This is a genomic window from Pseudomonas sp. LB3P25 (assembly GCF_054897985.1).
On the sequence record NZ_CM142711.1, the window covers coordinates 5,156,039 to 5,174,282 of the forward strand.

11 protein-coding genes are annotated in these 18,244 nt (G+C 61.0%); 8 read left to right on the top strand and 3 right to left on the bottom strand.

Features of this window, described 5'->3' with window-relative positions; translation table 11 throughout:
• Positions 1-118 precede the first annotated feature (118 nt).
• Positions 119-2,518, bottom strand: coding sequence for a sensor domain-containing diguanylate cyclase (locus ACYZTW_RS23730; RefSeq protein ID WP_462002044.1), 2,400 nt, complete (start codon positions 2,516-2,518; stop codon positions 119-121).
• Between the two features lie 142 nt (positions 2,519-2,660).
• Positions 2,661-4,931, bottom strand: coding sequence for a bifunctional 23S rRNA (guanine(2069)-N(7))-methyltransferase RlmK/23S rRNA (guanine(2445)-N(2))-methyltransferase RlmL (gene rlmKL / locus ACYZTW_RS23735; RefSeq protein ID WP_462002045.1), 2,271 nt, complete (start codon positions 4,929-4,931; stop codon positions 2,661-2,663).
• A 531-nt stretch (positions 4,932-5,462) separates the two neighbouring features.
• On the opposite strand from rlmKL, the gene rmf reads away from it, so the two are divergent.
• A complete protein-coding gene (gene rmf / locus ACYZTW_RS23740; RefSeq protein ID WP_003223300.1) occupies positions 5,463-5,678 on the top strand; it encodes a ribosome modulation factor in 216 nt (71 codons plus the stop codon).
• Between the two features lie 289 nt (positions 5,679-5,967).
• Here the strand turns inward: rmf and ACYZTW_RS23745 are convergent, their stop codons facing one another.
• Positions 5,968-6,987 (bottom strand): quinone-dependent dihydroorotate dehydrogenase, encoded by a 1,020-nt coding sequence (locus ACYZTW_RS23745; RefSeq protein ID WP_462002046.1) that lies wholly within the window; start codon positions 6,985-6,987, stop codon positions 5,968-5,970.
• 229 nt (positions 6,988-7,216) lie between these two features.
• Between ACYZTW_RS23745 and ACYZTW_RS23750 the strand changes: the two genes are divergently transcribed.
• The 7 genes from ACYZTW_RS23750 (at position 7,217) to ACYZTW_RS23780 (ending at position 18,242) form a co-directional block, all read left to right on the top strand.
• Positions 7,217-8,428 (top strand): CmpA/NrtA family ABC transporter substrate-binding protein, encoded by a 1,212-nt coding sequence (locus ACYZTW_RS23750; protein WP_462002047.1) that lies wholly within the window; start codon positions 7,217-7,219, stop codon positions 8,426-8,428.
• A 15-nt stretch (positions 8,429-8,443) separates the two neighbouring features.
• Positions 8,444-9,019, top strand: a complete 576-nt coding sequence (locus ACYZTW_RS23755) for an ANTAR domain-containing response regulator (protein WP_462002048.1) — start codon at positions 8,444-8,446, stop codon at positions 9,017-9,019.
• Between the two features lie 398 nt (positions 9,020-9,417).
• Positions 9,418-10,629 carry a nitrate/nitrite transporter gene (locus ACYZTW_RS23760; protein ID WP_462002049.1) on the top strand — a complete coding sequence of 404 codons (1,212 nt, stop codon included), beginning with the start codon at positions 9,418-9,420 and terminating at the stop codon, positions 10,627-10,629.
• A gap of 7 nt (positions 10,630-10,636) precedes the next feature.
• The gene (locus tag ACYZTW_RS23765) at positions 10,637-12,307 is read left to right on the top strand and encodes a protein kinase domain-containing protein (protein WP_462002050.1); all 1,671 of its coding nucleotides are present in this window, start codon (positions 10,637-10,639) and stop codon (positions 12,305-12,307) included.
• 453 nt (positions 12,308-12,760) lie between these two features.
• A complete protein-coding gene (gene nirB, locus ACYZTW_RS23770) occupies positions 12,761-15,214 on the top strand; it encodes a nitrite reductase large subunit NirB (RefSeq protein WP_462002051.1) in 2,454 nt (817 codons plus the stop codon).
• Positions 15,211-15,528, top strand: coding sequence for a nitrite reductase small subunit NirD (gene nirD, locus ACYZTW_RS23775; RefSeq protein WP_462002052.1), 318 nt, complete (start codon positions 15,211-15,213; stop codon positions 15,526-15,528). The genes nirB and nirD overlap by 4 nt, the downstream gene beginning before the upstream one ends.
• The gene (locus tag ACYZTW_RS23780) at positions 15,528-18,242 is read left to right on the top strand and encodes a nitrate reductase (protein WP_462002053.1); all 2,715 of its coding nucleotides are present in this window, start codon (positions 15,528-15,530) and stop codon (positions 18,240-18,242) included. Before nirD ends, ACYZTW_RS23780 begins: the two co-directional genes overlap by 1 nt.
• Positions 18,243-18,244 lie beyond the last annotated feature (2 nt).

Sequence of the window (18,244 nt, forward strand, 5' to 3'; positions counted from 1 at the left end):
CACAGATCCAAAGTGGGAGCGAGCCTGCTCGCGAATGCGGTGTGTCATTCAGCATTAATTTCGACTGGTACTGCGCATTCGCGAGCAGGCTCGCTCCCACAGGGGTGAGCATGCAGCTCTAGGTCATCTCTCCTTCTACCCGATCCCGTCCTGCCAGTTTCGCCGCATACACCCCCGAATCCGCCCGCAGCAGCAGCGCATCCGCGCCCTCCCCGACTCGCCAACTGGCAATGCCGAAACTCGCGGTCACTGTCCCGACGCCTTCGATCGGCGAACTGCGCAACCCTTGCCACAGCTGCAGGGCCAGGACATGGGCATGCTCGCCGTTGATATCCGGGCAAAGCACCATGAACTCCTCGCCACCCAGGCGACAGAACACGTCGGTGCGCCGCAGCCGATGGCCGATGCGTTCGCACACGATCTGCAACACCCGATCGCCGACCGCGTGGCCATGCTGGTCATTGATGCGTTTGAAGTGGTCGATATCGAGCATGATCACCGACAGTTCGCCGCCACCGCGTTCGACCCGGACCATTTCCGTGGTCAGGCGCTCCTGGAAATAGCGGCGGTTGTGGATCCCGGTCAGAGAGTCGGTGATCGATAGCGCCCGCAGTTCTTCTTCCACCCGTTTCAAGTCGGAGATGTCCGAGACATAGCCGTGCCAGAGCACGCCGCCACCGGGCAATTCCTCTGGCGTCGCCTCACCACGAACCCAACGCAGGCCGCGCAGGGGCAGCTGCACGCGGTATTCCTCGCGCCAAGGGCTGAGGGTATCCGCCGACGCCCGGATCGAAGCGCGGACCCGGGTGGTGTCCTGCGGATGAATCCGCGTGAAAATCGCTTCGGCGTTGAGCAACAGCACATCCGGTTCAAGTTCGTAGATCTCGCGAATACCGTCGCTGGCGTAGATCACGCTGAAGCGCCCATCGAATTCCATCTTGAACTGGTAGATCCCGCCGGGCACATGGGCGCTGAGTTTCTTCAACAACAGGTCCCGTGCCGCCAGAGCCTCGTGGACCCGCTTGCGTTCAGTGATGTCGATACAGATCGCCAGGTGCCCGACCCACAGGCCTTGCTCGTCGAGGACCGGAGTCGCCAGCATGTTCACCGTCAAATGGCTGCCGTCGCTGCGCAGCAGCGTCCATTCCCGCGCCTCGTGACCGCCCTCCTCACCGCCCTCGACCAACATCGCCTGGCAGGTCGGAATCGGTTTGCCATAACGCGCGCTCAACTCCGCCGAGCGTGCCTGGAGCTCTCGGGGCAGGTGCAGGTTTTCCAGGGTCATGTGCCCTACCACCTCGGTGCTGGTGTAACCAAGCATTTGCTCGGCCCCGGCATTAAAGGTGCGGATAACCCCGCGCAGGTCAGTGGCGATGATCGCCACCTGGGTCGCGGCATTCAGCACGCCGCGCAACTGGCCATGGGTGCCGCGCAACTCCTGCTCACGGGCGCGCAGTTCCTGAGTCCGTTGTTCGACCATTTTCAGCGCCCGTCGACGCTGACTGACCAGCACATAAAGCAAGGCACTGAGCAACAGACTGAGCAAGCCGCCCAGCACCACCAGGGTGGTCACCGAAGAGTGATTGGCTCGCAGGAAGGCATCGCTGGGCTGAATGTCGATTTGATAGTCATGGTCGGCAAGCCGCAGCAACCGGGTCGCGGCCAACTCACTGGGCGCCGGCGTGTTGGGGGACTCATAAAGCACTTCGTGCTGATCTTCTGTGGATAAGTCGAGGATGCGCACCGAAAGGTAGTCACGACCCGCCTCCGGCAACCCGTCCGCGAGCAACTGACGCATGCTGATCACGGCCATGACATAGCCGAACGGTTTCACCCCCGCCGTAGCCGGGCTGTTGCGCAGCAACACTGGTGCGACCAGTAGCACACCGCGCGCATAGGCCGGCTCGATACTGACCAGATGCATCGGCTGCGATACCGCCATGCCGCCGTGCTGATCGGTCCGTTCAAGGGTGGAACGGCGCAAGGGTTGAGCCAACAAGTCGTAGCCCAGCGGCGAACCCAGTTTGCTTTGGGTCTGGCTATAAAGCACCGCCACGTACTCATCCCGTTCAGCCGCCAGTTGCAGTTGGCCGTCGGCATTGAGTTCACGAACAGTGAAGTCGGGTAAACCCTCGGCACGCACCTGGCGTTCAAACTCCGCTCGTTCGGCGCGGGTGATCCTCTTGGCGAACGAATACGCCTGAGTCCGGTGCAGCAGCGGTTGGGTGTAACCGTCGAACTCCTCGCGGGAGACCGAATCGGAATTGGCAAAGAACCGGCGCAGGCCATCGAGGCGCTGCTCCTGATCTTCGAAGCGTTCTTCGATACGGCTGTAACGTTCACTGGCCAGCAGTTGGAAACGTTGCCGCAATTGTTGGTGAAACAGATTCAGCGTCGACCACGCCAGCAATCCCGTGAGAATTCCGCCGACGATCAATACCAGCAGCGCGACCAGCCAGGCCGAGACATCTTCACTGATAAAACCCAGGATCTTCGGGCGCACGGCGTGCAACGACATAGACGCAACTCAAAACGCCAGGTGCGGGAAAGCCCATTGGCCATGCGTTGAGTTATAGCTATTAGCCATCAATTTGACCAGCACAGAAAGAAGCCAAGAGCCTTTAAAAATCAAGGCTCTGTGGATCCAATTCCTTCAGCTGTCAACGAGCCGTGATTTTCCATGCCCGGTGGATTTTGCCATTACGGGCGAAATCCGGATCGATGGTCTGGGCGGTGATTTCTTCTACGGCATAACGCTCGGTGAGGTTCTCCTCGAGCTGGAACTTGCGGAAGTTGTTGGAGAAGTACAACACGCCGCCCGGGGCCAGACGCGCCATGGCCAAGTCGATCAATTGCACCTGGTCACGCTGCACGTCGAAGATCCCTTCCATGCGCTTGGAGTTGGAGAACGTCGGCGGATCGATGAAGATCAGATCGTATTCGTCACGGCAGGCATCGAGCCAGGCCATCACGTCGCCCTGCTCCAGACGGTTCTTCTCGGAGAAACCGTTCAGCGACAAGTTGCGACGCGCCCAGTCCAGATAGGTTTTCGACAGGTCGACGCTGGTGGTGCTGCGTGCACCGCCCTTGGCTGCGTGAACACTGGCGGTTGCGGTGTAGCTATACAGGTTGAGGAAGCGCTTGCCGGCCGCCTCTTTCTGGATCCGCATGCGCATCGGCCGGTGATCGAGGAATAACCCGGTATCGAGGTAATCCGTGAGGTTCACCAGCAGCTTCACGCCACCTTCGTTGACCTCGACGAACTTGCCCTGTGCCGCTTGGCGTTCGTACTGCTTGGTGCCGCTCTGACGCTCGCGACGCTTGACCACCACGCGGCTCTTGTCGATGTTCAGGGCCTGCGGAATGGCGGCCAGGGCATCGAACATACGCGCCGAGGCTTTTTCCGGATCGATGGATTTCGGCGCGGCGTACTCCTGGACGTGGACCCAATCCTGATACAGGTCGATGGCCATGGAGTATTCCGGCATGTCGGCATCGTAGACGCGGTAGCAGTCGATGCCTTCACGCTTGACCCACTTACCGAGAGCCTTGAGGTTCTTTTGCAGGCGGTTGGCAAACATCTGCCCGCCTTCGCTCAAGCGCGGCTGCTCGATCACCACCGGTGCCGGTTTGATCGGGTTGCCGTTCTTGTTGTATTTCTCGTACTTGCCTGGCGCTACGTCGTTGTCTGCGACGTCGACTTCGGCCTGCTCACGCTCGACCTGACGCTGTTCCGGAGTGCGACGTTCGCCGGTGACGAACTGGTCCGGCGTGACTTTGATCAGCAGCAATTTGCACGGCAACGCGCCGTTCCAGAACGAATACTGTTTGTGGCTGCGGATGCCCATGCGCTTGCCCAGGTCCGGGGCGCCGGTGAATACCGCGGCTTCCCAGTTCAAGCAGGCCTGACGCAGACGTTCGCCGAGGTTCTGGTAGAGATAGAGCAAGCTCGCTTCATCACCCAGACGCTCGCCGTACGGTGGGTTGCAGATCACCAGGCCTTTCTGGTTCTGGTCCGGACGCGGTTCGAACGTCCCGACTTCGCCCTGGTAGATCTTGATCCACTCGCTCAGGCCGGCACGTTCGACGTTGTTGCGGCCCGGTTGAATCAGGCGCGGATCGGCTTCGTAACCGCGAATCCACAGCGGTGGCTTGGCCAGACCGGCCGCGGCACGGGCGGTGGCTTCTTCGTGAAGCTTTTTCCACAGCGCCGGCACGTGGCCGAGCCAGGCCGTGAAGCCCCACTGCTCGCGACGCAGGTTCGGCGCCATATCGGCGGCAATCATCGCCGCTTCCACCAGGAACGTACCGACACCGCACATCGGGTCAGCCAGCGCGCCACCATCGGCCGCAATACGTGGCCAACCGGAACGGATCAGGATCGCGGCCGCGAGGTTTTCCTTCAGCGGCGCCGCGCCCTGCTGCAAGCGATAGCCGCGCTGGTGCAGGCTGTGGCCGGAGAGGTCGAGGGACAGAATCGCTTCGCCACGGTCCAGGCGCAGGTGAATGCGCAGGTCCGGGTTGAGCTTGTCGATGGACGGACGGTCGCCCTGCGGTGTGCGCAGTTTGTCGACGATGGCGTCCTTGACCTTCAAGGCGCCGAAGTGGGTGTTGTCGATGCCCGAGCCGTGACCGCTGAACTCAACGGCCAGGGTGCCATCGTTGAGCATGTGGTCTTGCCACTCGATATCCAGCACACCGTGATAGAGGTCTTCGGCGTCCTTCATCGGGAAACGCTTGAGCACCAGCAGCACCCGGTTCGCCAAACGCGACCACAGGCACAGGCGATAAGCGGTTTCCATGGTGGCCATGCCGCGCACAGCCGAGGTGTGCTCACGCGCTTCTTCAAGGCCAAGCCCGACGGCTTCCTCGATGAGCAGGCCTTCAAGGCCTTTTGGGCAAGTGAGGAAGAGTTCGAAACGATCGGACATGGTAATTCCAGAGCCTTTAGCTAAGTGAACCGGCAACGCATTGCCGGTCCGGTTTTCAATCAGGCGCTTTTCTAAAAGAGCGCCCGCGTGGCACGAAGGTGTGCCGTCCCACCCCGGCAAGCTCGGGTTAAAAGAGCTTAGATGCAAAGGCAGATAAAAAAGTTGATGCAACAAAATGTCATAAGTCGACCCTTCGTCGAATAATCCCCCTGCCCAATAGGAGGAATTCTCAATAAAGGATTAACCCCATCATCCAGCGCGGGGCCGATCATACCGGGGTTTTGCCAATAAACACGGGACAACATCGTGTTACTTATGGCCCATACCACCTTAATGGTTACGTCCTTATGACAAAACGATCATTCCCTCGATGTGACGCATTGGTTAGAACTCAATACAGGTTGACGTCGCAACGGCGTCAACACCTTGGCTCGCGACGCCGGCAGCGAGCCCCAACGGCAGGATTTTTTCTGCCAGACCTCAATTGAGGTCGACGCGATAAATACAGTCAACAAGTGAGGGCAACACCCTATGAGAAGACTTAAGCGTGATCCGTTGGAAAGAGCATTTTTGCGCGGATATCAATATGGCGTTGGTGGCAAATCCCGTGAGCTTTGCCCATTTACTCTACCGTCGGTACGCCAAGCCTGGATTAACGGCTGGCGAGAAGGACGCGGCGACAACTGGGACGGTATGACCGGCACTGCGGGAATCCATAGACTCAACGAACTTCACGCCGTCGGCTAATACAGGGCACACACTCCGACACGACAATCTGATTACGTAACGACTTACCACGCACGCCCCATCCGGGCGGCGGGCTCCGGCCCAGGGGCTCCTTCGAGGAGCCCTTTTTTATGCCTGCTCTCTGGCTGAGCTCCATTCCCTGTAGCAGCTGCCGAGCCTGTGAGGCTGCGTTCGGCTGCGCAGCAGTCGTGAGATCAGACACCGCGGTCTTGCCGACACACCATGCATGCAGGGTTTACGACGGCTTCGCCACCGAACGCAGCCTCGCAGGCTCGGCAGCTGCTACAAGTCAGCGTAAGGCTGCTATGGCGTCTACAGACTCACGAATCAGCGCCGGGCCTTTATAGATGAAGCCGGAATAGAGTTGCACCAGGCTCGCACCCGCAGCGATTTTCTCAGCCGCGTGCCTGCCTTCGGTGATGCCGCCCACGGCGATGATCGGCAAGCGACCAGCCAACTCGGCCGCCAGCACCTTCACGGTGTGGGTGCTCTTGTCGCGAACCGGTGCGCCGGACAAACCGCCCGCCTCATCGCCGTGCTCCATGCCTTCGACGCCGACGCGGCTCAGGGTGGTGTTGGTGGCGATCACCGCGTCCATCCCGGTTTCGATCAGCGCTTGCGCGACCTGAGCGGTTTCTTCATCGGTCATGTCCGGCGCAATCTTGATTGCCAGTGGTACATGTTTGCCGTGGCGCAGCGCCAGTTCTGCGCGGCGAGTGGCCAGGTCGGCCAACAGTTGCTTCAGCGAATCGCCGAATTGCAGGCTGCGCAGGCCCGGGGTGTTCGGCGAGCTGACGTTAACCGTCACGTAGCTGGCGTGGGCGTAGACCTTGTCCAGGCAGATCAGGTAGTCGTCGACCGCACGCTCCACCGGGGTATCGAAGTTTTTGCCGATATTGATGCCCAGCACGCCCTTGTACTTGGCCGCCGCCACTCGGGCCAGCAGGTGATCGACGCCGAGGTTGTTGAACCCCATGCGATTGATGATCGCCTCGGCTTCCGGCAGACGGAAAATGCGTGGCTTCGGGTTGCCCGGCTGCGGACGCGGGGTGATGGTGCCGATTTCGACAAAACCAAAACCCAGTTGCGCAAAACCGTCGATGGCCGCGCCGTTCTTGTCCAGACCGGCCGCCAGACCCACCGGGTTCGGAAAGTCCAGGCCCATGACAGTCACCGGCATTTTCGCCGGCGCCTTGCACAGCAAGCCGTTGAGGCCCAAACGCCCGCCCGCGCCGATCAGGTCCAGGGACAGATCGTGGGAGGTTTCCGGGGAAAGTTTGAACAACAGCTGACGGGCCAGGGTGTACATGGGCGGGTTTGACTCTGGGCTACGAAAAGTGGCGGCGATTATAGCCGGGCATCGGGGTTGCAGGCGAGGCGCGCGACAAAATCAGCGAGCGATGGCATATGCCTTGCACCGTCACTGACATCAGCACTCATGCCAACGGCGGGATGAGTCGAAAGACAAAGGCGTCGTCACTTGGCCTTGCTCTGGCAAGCAGCCCGGTCCGGCGCTTTTTTATGGAAGGTGTTTACTGATGATTGAAGTTCCAGCCAACCCTCTGGCCTGGGTCAACGGCAGCGATGCCCCGGAAAAGACCGAAATCAACCTCGGCTTCATGGCCCTGAGCGACTGCGCCTCGGTAGTGGTCGCGGCCACGCAGGGCTTCGCCCAACCTTATGGCCTGACCCTGAACCTCAAGCGCCAGTCGTCCTGGGCCAACCTGCGGGACAAACTGGTCAGTGGCGAACTCGACGCCGCCCACAGCCTGTACGGTTTGATCTACGCCGTGCATTTGGGCATCGGCGGTGTCGCGTCCACCGACATGGCGGTGCTCATGGGCCTGAATCAGAACGGCCAAAGCATCAACCTCTCCCATGGCTTACAGACTTTAGGCGTGACCAGTCCTGAAGCACTGGACCGACACGTGCACCAAAGTCGCCCAAAACTCACCTTCGCCCAGACATTTCCTACGGGCACCCACGCCATGTGGCTGTATTACTGGCTCGCGAGTCAGGGCATCCATCCGTTGCAGGACGTCGACAGCGTGGTCGTGCCGCCGCCGCAAATGGTCGCGCACCTGCAAGCCGGGCGCATCGACGGCTTCTGCGTCGGCGAGCCATGGTCCGCCAGCGCGGTGCAGCAGAACCTGGGGTTCACGATGGCCACAACGCAGGCCATCTGGCCCGATCATCCGGAAAAAGTCCTCGGTTGCACCCGCGCCTTTGTCGAGCACTATCCCAACACCGCACGGGCGCTGGTGATGGCGATCCTCGAAGCCAGCCGTTTTATCGAACAAAGCACCGAAAATCGCCGCAGCACCGCGAAGCTGTTGAGCGCGCCCCAATACCTCGACGCACCACTCGACTGCATCGAACCGCGGTTGCTCGGTGACTACGCCGATGGCCTGGGTAATCGCTGGCAAGACCCGCACGCACTGCGCTTCCATGGTGACGGCGAAGTCAATCTGCCGTATCTGTCCGATGGCATGTGGTTCATGACCCAGTTCCGCCGTTGGGGCTTGCTGCGCGACGACCCGGACTACCTGGGCGTGGCCCGTCAGGTCCAGCAACTAGACTTGTATCGAGAGGCCGCCACCGCTGTAGGTGTGGCCGCGAGTGATCAGCAAATGCGCAGTAGCCAGTTGATCGACGGCAAGGTCTGGGATGGCCTGGACCCCGCCGGCTATGCCCGCAGTTTCAAGCTGCACGCCATTAGCGACAGCTCGCCCCTTCTCGCCAGCCGCTGACAGGAGACTGCGAATATGTTGCGTATCCTGCTGATCAACGACACCGCAAAGAAAGTCGGTCGCCTGAAGGCGGCCCTGACCGAAGCCGGGTTCGAGGTGATCGACGAGTCGGGCCTGACCATCGACCTGCCCGCGCGCGTCGAAACGGTGCGTCCGGACGTGATTTTGATCGATACCGAGTCACCGAGCCGCGATGTGATGGAACAAGTGGTGCTGGTGAGTCGCGATCAACCGCGGCCGATCGTGATGTTTACTGATGAACATGACCCCGATGTGATGCGTCAGGCGATCAAGTCCGGGGTCAGTGCCTACATCGTCGAAGGCATCCACGCACAGCGCTTGCAGCCGATTCTCGACGTGGCCATGGCGCGCTTTGAAAGCGACCAGGCCCTGCGCGCCCAACTCAACGCCCGTGACCTGCAACTGGCCGAGCGCAAGCGCATCGAGCTGGCCAAAGGGCTGCTGATGAAAATGAAGGACTGCAACGAGGAAGAGGCCTACACCCTGATGCGCCGCCAGGCCATGAGCCGGCAGCAGAAGCTGATTCAGGTGGCGGAACAGATCATCGCCATGAGTGAGTTGTTGGGCTGATTCCCCCTGTGGCGAGGGAGCTTGCTCCCGCTGGGCTGCGAAGCGGCCCCAAACAGCCAACCCGGTGAATCAGACACAACACGGCAGCAGGATTACGACTGCTTCGCAGCCGAGCGGGACGGTGCGGCGATCCGACAAGCTCCCTCGCCACAACAATCTCCATACCCACAACTGCCACCTGTTGGCACAGATCTCGCTAGGTAATCGCTACAGGTAACCAACGGCGGTTGCCCCACCTACGACAAAGACGTCGCTCACCTCATTTGCCCATTGGCGAATCCGGTGGCGGCGTTTTTTTGTTTTGGCCCCACAGACCGGGGCCGGTGGTGCGGCCGATGCGGCGCCCCACCTGCAAGCTCATGACTCCTTCTCGAGACTCCTAACAGCTGAGGTGCGCGATGAAATCAAGCTTCTGGAAATCTGGCCATACCCCGACATTGTTCGCGGCCTTCCTCTATTTCGACCTGAGTTTCATGGTCTGGTACCTGCTCGGCCCGCTGGCGGTGCAGATTGCCGCCGACCTGCACCTGACCACCCAACAGCGCGGGCTGGTGGTGGCCACGCCGATTCTGGCCGGGGCGGTATTGCGCTTTGTAATGGGCTTGCTGGCTGATCGCCTGTCGCCGAAAACCGCCGGGCTGATTGGCCAGGTGATCGTCATCTGCGCCCTGTTCGGCGCCTGGAAACTCGGCATCCACAGCTACGAGCAAGCGCTGGTGCTGGGCCTGTTCCTCGGCATGGCCGGCGCGTCCTTCGCCGTTGCCCTGCCGCTGGCCTCGCAATGGTATCCACCCCAGCACCAAGGCAAAGCCATGGGCATCGCCGGTGCCGGTAACTCGGGCACCGTACTCGCCGCACTGATCGCCCCGGTGCTGGCGGCTGCATTTGGCTGGAGCAACGTGTTCGGCTTCGCCCTGATCCCGCTGATTCTGACCCTCATCGTCTTCGCCTGGCTGGCCAAAAACGCGCCTGAGCGGCCGAAAGCCAAATCCATGTCCGACTACTTCAAGGCCTTGGGCGACCGCGACAGCTGGTGGTTCATGTTTTTCTACAGCGTGACCTTCGGCGGCTTTATCGGCCTGGCCAGCGCCCTGCCCGGCTATTTCAACGACCAATATGGCCTCAGCCCGGTGACCGCCGGTTACTACACCGCAGCCTGCGTGTTCGGTGGCAGTTTGATGCGTCCGTTGGGCGGCGCTCTGGCCGACCGTTTTGGTGGTATTCGCACCCTGCTGGCGATGTACACGGTGGCAGCGATCTGCATCGCAGCGGTGGGTTTCAATCTGCCGAGTTCCTACGCCGCACTGGCACTTTTCGTCTGCACCATGCTCGGTCTGGGTGCCGGTAATGGCGCCGTTTTCCAATTGGTACCGCAGCGCTTTCGTCGGGAGATCGGTGTAATGACTGGTTTGATCGGCATGGCCGGCGGTATCGGTGGGTTTGCACTGGCTGCGGGCATGGGCGCGATCAAGCAAAGCACCGGCAGTTATCAACTGGCCTTGTGGTTGTTCGCCAGCCTTGGTGTTCTGGCCTGGTTCGGTCTGCACGGCGTGAAGCGTCGCTGGAGAACCACCTGGGGTTCGGCCGCTGTGACCGCTGCACGGGTGTGAGGGCTGAATGAGCCTGCAACTGAGTTTTGCCGAAGCGAGCGCCATCGGCCCTCGCGAGGAGAATCAGGACGCCTTGCGCCTGGTGACTCCGGCCCCGGCGCTGGCGGCGAGCAAGGGTTACCTGTTCGCCATCGCCGATGGCGTCAGTCAGTGCGCCGATGGCGGCCTCGCCGCCCGCTCGACGTTGCAGGCCCTGGCGCTGGATTACTACGCCACGCCGGAAACCTGGGGCGTCGCGCAGGCACTGGATCGCCTGCTGCTGGCACAAAATCGCTGGTTGCAGGCCAATGGCGGTGGGCAACCATTGCTCACCACTGTCAGTGCCTTGGTCATGCGCGGTAGGCGTTTTACCTTGGCCCATGTCGGCGATTGCCGGGTTTATCGTTGGCACGCCGACACCTTGCAACGGGTCAGCGAGGATCACGTCTGGGACCAACCGGGCATGCAGCATGTGCTCAAGCGAGCGCTCGGGCTCGATCAGCATTTGGTGCTGGACTTTCTCGATGGCGAATTGCGGGTGAACGAAAGTTTCGTACTGCTCAGCGATGGCATCTGGGCCGTGCTGGGCGACACCGCGATTGCGGCGATTCTGCGCGATCAACCGGATCTGGACAGCGCTGCGCAGACCTTGGTCAACGCGGCGCACCTGGCCGGCAGCCAGGACAACGCCAGCGCCTTGCTCGTGCGGGTCGATGCCCTCGGTGAAACGAGCATCGGCGATGCGTTGATTCATTTGCAGCAATGGCCGCTGCCGCCAGCACTCAAACCGGGGCAGATGTTCGAGGGTTGGCAAGTCGAAGGGATACTCGGTCAGAGCCAGCAGTCGTTGCTCTATCGGGTACGCGATGGGCTACAACAACCCTGGCTGCTGAAAACCTTGCCCGGTGCGCTGCGCGACGATCACTTGGCCGGGCAGGCGTTGCTGTCGGAAGAATGGTTTCTCAAGCGCGTCGCCGGGCGGCATTTCCCTGAAGTCCATGCCGCCAGTCAGCGTCAGCATTTGTACTACGTGATGCGGGAGTATTCCGGATCTACGTTGGCGGAACTGAACGCAGAGGTCGGACCGCTGCCTCTGCCTCAATGGCAGGATCTGGCCGAACGCCTGCTGCGAGCCGTTGGCATGCTGCATCGACGGCAGATTCTCCATCGCGATATCAAACCGGAGAACTTGCTACTGGGGGACGACGGCGAATTACGCCTGCTGGACTTCGGTCTCGCCTACTGCCCCGGCCTGTCTGAAGATCAGCCTTCTGCCCTGCCTGGAACGCCCACCTATATCGCGCCGGAAGCCTTTCGCGGGGAAGCACCAACACCGCAACAGGATTTGTATGCCGTCGGCGTGACCTTGTATTTCCTGCTCACCGGGCATTATCCCTACGGCGAAATCGAAGCTTTCCAGCGCCCAAGGTTCGGGGTTCCTGTCAGCGCCAGTCGCTATCGACCCGACCTGCCGGAATGGATTGCGCAAAGTCTGGAGCGCGCCGTGGCGGCGGATCCGGGTCAACGCTTTGAAACGGCGGAAGAATGGTTGCTGCTGTTGGAACAGGGCGAGCGGCGCAGTTTGAGCGTGCGACCCAGACCGCTGCTGGAGCGCGAACCGTTGAAGGTCTGGCGGACCTTGGCGCTGGTGTCGTTGTTGGTGAATCTGGTGCTGCTGTTTCTGCTGTTTCATGGCTAACACCAATCCTTTGTAGCAGCTGGCGAAGCCTGCGTTCGGCTGCGAAGCAGTCGTAAACCTTTCATGCACGGTGTGCCAGGCACACCTCGTTGCCTGATATCGCGACTGCTTCGCAGCCGAACGCAGGCTTCGCCAGCTGCTACAGAGACCGCGCCAATTGCGGGCAACGTGCATTGAATCGGTGCACAAACATCCCAATCAAATACCGAGACCGCGACCAACCCCAGCAAATTCGGGCGTCTGAAGAACTTGGCACAACCACTGCATTACCTTTCTCACCATACATAAAGCCCAGCCTTCAACGATGAAGGATGCGCTGCCCGAGAGAACGGGACCAGGACAAAGGCGTCCTCGCTAGGCAACTAGCGGGACGCCTTTTTTTGTTTGCGCAAAATTTGTCGAGCAAGACCTGAAAGCCCTGATGAGGCGAGTCTGAGCTCCCCGGAGAACCTGATGAAAAAACTAAAACTGGTGATGATCGGCAACGGCATGGCCGGGGTTCGCACCCTGGAAGAGCTGCTCAAGCTGAGCAATGAGCTGTACGACATCACGGTCTTCGGCGCCGAACCCCATACCAATTACAACCGCATCCTGCTGTCACCGGTGCTGGCCGGCGAACAGACCTTCGAAGAGATCGTGCTCAACGATCTGGACTGGTACCTGGACAACAACATCAAGCTGCTGCTCAACCGAAAAGTGGTGGAGATCGACCGGGTCAAACGCCGGGTGATCGCCGAAGACGGCAGCGAGGCCGAATACGATCGCCTGCTGATCGCCACCGGTTCGACCCCTTTCATCCTGCCGATTCCCGGCAACAGCTTGCACGGCGTGATCGGCTACCGCGACATCGCCGACACCCAGGCAATGATCGACACCGCGAAAACCCACAAGCACGCCGTTGTGATCGGTGGCGGCCTGCTCGGCCTGGAAGCCGCCAACGGTCTGATGCTGCGCGGCATGCACGTCACCGTGGTGCACATCGGGGAATGGCTGCTGGAACGGCAACTGGACAAAACCAGCGGCCAGTTGCTGCAAACCGCTCTGGAAGCCCGGGGCCTGCACTTTCGTCTTTGCGAGCAAACCCAGGCGCTGCACGATGCCGGCAATGGCCGGGTCGGCTCGGTTGAGTTCAAGAACGGCGACATCATCCCCGCCGACCTGGTGGTGATGGCCGCCGGTATTCGACCCAACACCGAACTCGCGGAAAAATCCGGCATTCCCTGCAACCGCGGGATTCTGGTCAACGACACCCTCCAAACCTACGACCCACGCATCTACGCCATCGGCGAATGCGCCAGCCACCGCGGCATCGCTTACGGTCTGGTGGCGCCGCTGTTCGAACAGGCCAAGGTCTGCGCCAACCACCTCGCCCAACTGGGCTTCGCCACCTACAAGGGTTCGGTGACGTCGACCAAATTGAAAGTCACCGGCATCGACCTGTTTTCCGCCGGCGACTTCATGGGTGGCGAAGGCACCGAAACCATCACCCTCTCCGACCCTATCGGCGGGGTCTACAAAAAACTGGTGATCAAGGATGACGTGCTGGTCGGCGCCTGTCTGTACGGCGATACGGCAGACGGTGGCTGGTATTTCCGGCAGATTCGTGAGAACCACGCCATCGACGAGATCCGCGATCACCTGATGTTCGGCGAAAACGCTTTAGGCGATGTAGGACACCAGGGTCAGGACAAAGCCATGAGCATGGCCGACACCGCCGAAGTCTGCGGTTGCAACGGCGTATGCAAAGGCACCATCGTCAAGGCGATTCAGGAACACGGGCTGTTCAGCGTTGACGACGTCAAGAAACACACCAAGGCTGCCAGCTCCTGCGGCTCCTGCGCTGGCCTGGTGGAACAGATCCTGATCAACACTGTGGGCGGCGCAGCGGACGTTAAACCGAAAAGCGAAAAAGCCATCTGCGGTTGCAGCGACCTCAACCACGGGCAAATTCGCCAGGCCATCCGCGAGCAGCATCTGCTGACCATCGCCGGCACCATGAGCTATTTGAACTGGCGCACACCGAACGGCTGCGCCACGTGCCGGCCGGCGCTCAACTACTACCTGATTTCCACCTGGCCGGGCGAAGCCAAGGACGACCCGCAATCGCGCCTGATCAACGAACGTGCCCATGCCAACATTCAGAAAGACGGTACTTATTCTGTAGTCCCACGGATGTGGGGCGGTGTGACCAATCCTTCGGAGCTGCGGCGCATTGCCGACGTGGCCGACAAATACAACGTGCCGATGGTCAAGGTGACCGGCGGCCAGCGTATCGATTTGCTGGGAATCAAGAAGCAGGACCTGCCGGGCGTCTGGAAGGACCTCGACATGCCGTCCGGCCACGCCTACGGCAAATCCATCCGCACCGTGAAGACTTGCGTCGGCAGTGAGTTCTGCCGCTTTGGCACCCAGAACTCCACACAACTGGGCATCGAGCTTGAGCACGACCTGTTCAACATGTGGTCGCCGCACAAAGTGAAACTGGCCGTCTCCGGTTGCCCACGCAACTGTTCGGAAGCGGGCATCAAGGACGTCGGAATTATCGGCGTGGATTCCGGCTGGGAGATGTACATCGGCGGCAACGGCGGGATCAAAACCGAAGTCGCGGAATTCTTCGTCAAGCTCAAGACCGCCGAGGAAGTGCGCGAGTACAACGGCGCGTTCCTGCAACTCTATCGCGAAGAAGCCTTCTACCTCGAACGCACCGTGCACTACCTGCAACGGGTCGGCATGGAACACATCAAGAAAGCGGTGCTGGAAGACCCGGAGCGGCGCAAGGCGCTCAACGATCGCTTGCAATTCTCCTTGTCGTTCGAACAGGACCCGTGGAAGGAACGCCTGGAACAACCGTTGCTCAAGAAAGAATTCGACGTCATCGCAGTGAAGAATCTGGAGGTGTCGGCATGAACTGGCTGGATATCTGCGCACTGGAAGAAATCAATGCCCTGGGCTCGCGGATCATCGCCGGCCCGAAAGGCGACATCGCGATTTTTCGTACCAGCGACGATGAGGTTTTCGCACTCGATGACCGCTGCCCGCACAAGGGCGGGCCACTGTCCCAGGGTCTGATCTACGGCAAACGGGTGGCCTGCCCGCTGCATAACTGGCAGATCGACCTGGAAACCGGCGAAGCCCAGGCCCCGGACGTCGGTTGCGCTCACCACCATTGCGCACGGGTCGAGAATGGCCGGGTGTTGCTGGCCCTGCGGGAAGCGAGCTGATGAACCAGATCACCGCTTCCACCTGCTGCTACTGCGGGGTCGGCTGCGGCGTGCTGATCGAGCATGACGGCGAGCGCATTCTCGGCGTCAGCGGCGATCCGGCCCACCCGGCCAACTTCGGCAAACTGTGCAGTAAAGGCTCTACCTTGCACCTCACCGGCGACCTCGCAGCTCGGGCGTTGTATCCCGAGCTGCGCCTGGGCAAAGGCCTGGCCCGCAGCCGCACCGACTGGGACACCGCCCTCGATCACGCCGCCAGCGTTTTTGCCGAGACCATCGCCGAACACGGCCCGGACAGCGTGGCGTTCTACATCTCCGGGCAATTACTGACCGAGGATTACTACGCCTTCAACAAACTGGCGCGAGCGCTGGTGGGCACCAACAACATCGACAGTAATTCGCGCCTGTGCATGTCTTCGGCAGTGGTCGGCTATAAGCGCAGCCTGGGCGCCGACGCACCGCCGTGCAGCTACGAAGACCTGGAATTGAGCGACTGCGTGATGATCGTCGGCAGTAACATGGCCTACGCTCACCCGATACTTTTCCGTCGGCTGGAGGAAGCGAAATCCCGCCGGCCGCAGATGAAAGTCATCGTCATCGACCCGCGTCGTACCGATACCTGCGATCTGGCTGACCTGCACCTGGCGATTCTGCCAGGCACCGATGTCGCCTTGTTCCATGGGATTTTGCACCTGCTGTTGTGGGAAGACTGGGTCGACCGCGACTTCATCAAGGCCCACACCGAAGGCTTGGCCGAACTGAAAAACCTGGTGCGTGATTACACGCCGCAGATGGTCTCGCAGCTCTGTGGGATCAGTGTCGAGCAACTGCAGCAATGCGCCAAATGGGTCGGCACCTCGCCGAGCTTCCTGTCACTGTGGTGCATGGGGTTGAACCAGTCCACCGCCGGCAGCGCGAAGAACAGCGCGTTGATCAATCTGCACCTGGCCACCGGTCAAATCGGCCGCCCCGGCGCAGGACCTTTCTCGCTAACCGGTCAGCCGAATGCCATGGGTGGCCGCGAAACCGGCAGCTTGTCGAACCTGCTGCCAGGCCATCGCGAGGCTGCCAATGCCGAGCATCGTGCGGAAGTGGCGGACTATTGGGGCGTGGAACGACTCCCCGAAAACACCGGGCTTACCGCCATTGAACTGTTCGAGCAGGTGCGCAGTGGCAAGATCAAGGCGCTGTGGATCGCTTGCACCAACCCCGCCCAATCAATGCCGGATCAAACCGCCGTACGTGCGGCACTGGAAGCCTGCCCGTTCGTGGTGTTGCAGGAGGCCTTCCGCACCACCGAAACCGCCGCCTTCGCTGACCTGCTGCTGCCCGCCGCCAGTTGGGGCGAAAAGGACGGCACAGTGACCAACTCTGAACGGCGCATTTCCCACGTTCGCCGGGCGATCATCGCACCCGGTGAAGCCCGCTCTGACTGGTCGATTACCGTGGATTTCGCACAGCGCCTGGAAAAACATCTGCGTCCCGGGCAAACCAGCCTGTTTGCCTTTGAAAACCCGGCGCAGGTCTTCGACGAGTACAAGCAATTGACGCGCGGGCGTGATCTGGACCTGTCCGGCATCAGTCATGAACTGATCGACCGCCTCGGCCCGCAGCAATGGCCCTTCCCCTCTGGCGCCAGCGAAGGTACGGCGCGGCTGTACCTGGACGGGATTTTCCCGACGGCCAGTGGACGTGCGCAATTCGTGGCCGACCCGTATCGTGCCGCCAAGGAACAACGCGACGCGCGCTTCCCGCTGACCCTGATCACCGGCCGCCTGCGGGATCAATGGCACGGCATGAGCCGCACCGGCACCGCCGCACAGCTATTCGGCCATGTCAGCGAAGCAGTGTTGAGCCTGCACCCGGATGAACTGCGTCGGCATCGGCTGCAATCGGGCGACCTGGTCAGCCTGAAAAGTCGCCGTGGCGCAGTGATTGTCGCCGTCGGCAGTGACGACAGCGTGCGACCCGGTCAGGCCTTTCTGCCGATGCATTGGGGTGATCGCTTCCTCAAGGGTGGCGTAAATGCGCTCACCCAACCGGCTTTCGACCCTTTGTCGAAACAACCCGAACTCAAGCACAGCGGTGTGCGTCTAGAACCGGTGCAACTGCCGTGGAACCTGTTCGCCCTGATCGAGGGCGATGTTCAACAGAATTTTGAGACGCTACGACCGCTCTGTGAGGCGTTTTCCTACGTCAGCCTCAGCCTTGCCGGCCGTGAACGCCCCGCGCTGCTGATACGCGCTGCCAGCGCCGTCGCGCCCGATCCGCAACTGCTGCGTGATATCGATCAATGCTTGGGACTCAACGACGGCCCGGTTTTAGCCTACGACGACCCACGGCGCTCCATCGGTAAACGGGTTCGGATCGAGAATGGCCGGATCACCGCGATTCGCCTGGCCGGTGAAACCCTTGCCCAACACTGGCTGCAAAACCTGTGGCTGGAAGGTCGCGCCGACGAACAACTGAGGCGCTGGCTGCTGGCACCGCTGAGCGCCCCACCGGGCAACGCCAATATGCCGACCGTAGGCAACAAAACCCTGTGTAACTGCAAGAACGTCAGCCAAAGCGCGGTCTGCGCCGGCATTAGCCGCGGCCTGGATCTGCAGGGTTTGAAACAAGAATTGGGCTGCGGCACGCAATGCGGCTCCTGCGTCCCGGAAATCAAGCGCTTGTTGGCCGCCACTGCGCAGCCGATCGCCGTCATCTCGTGAGG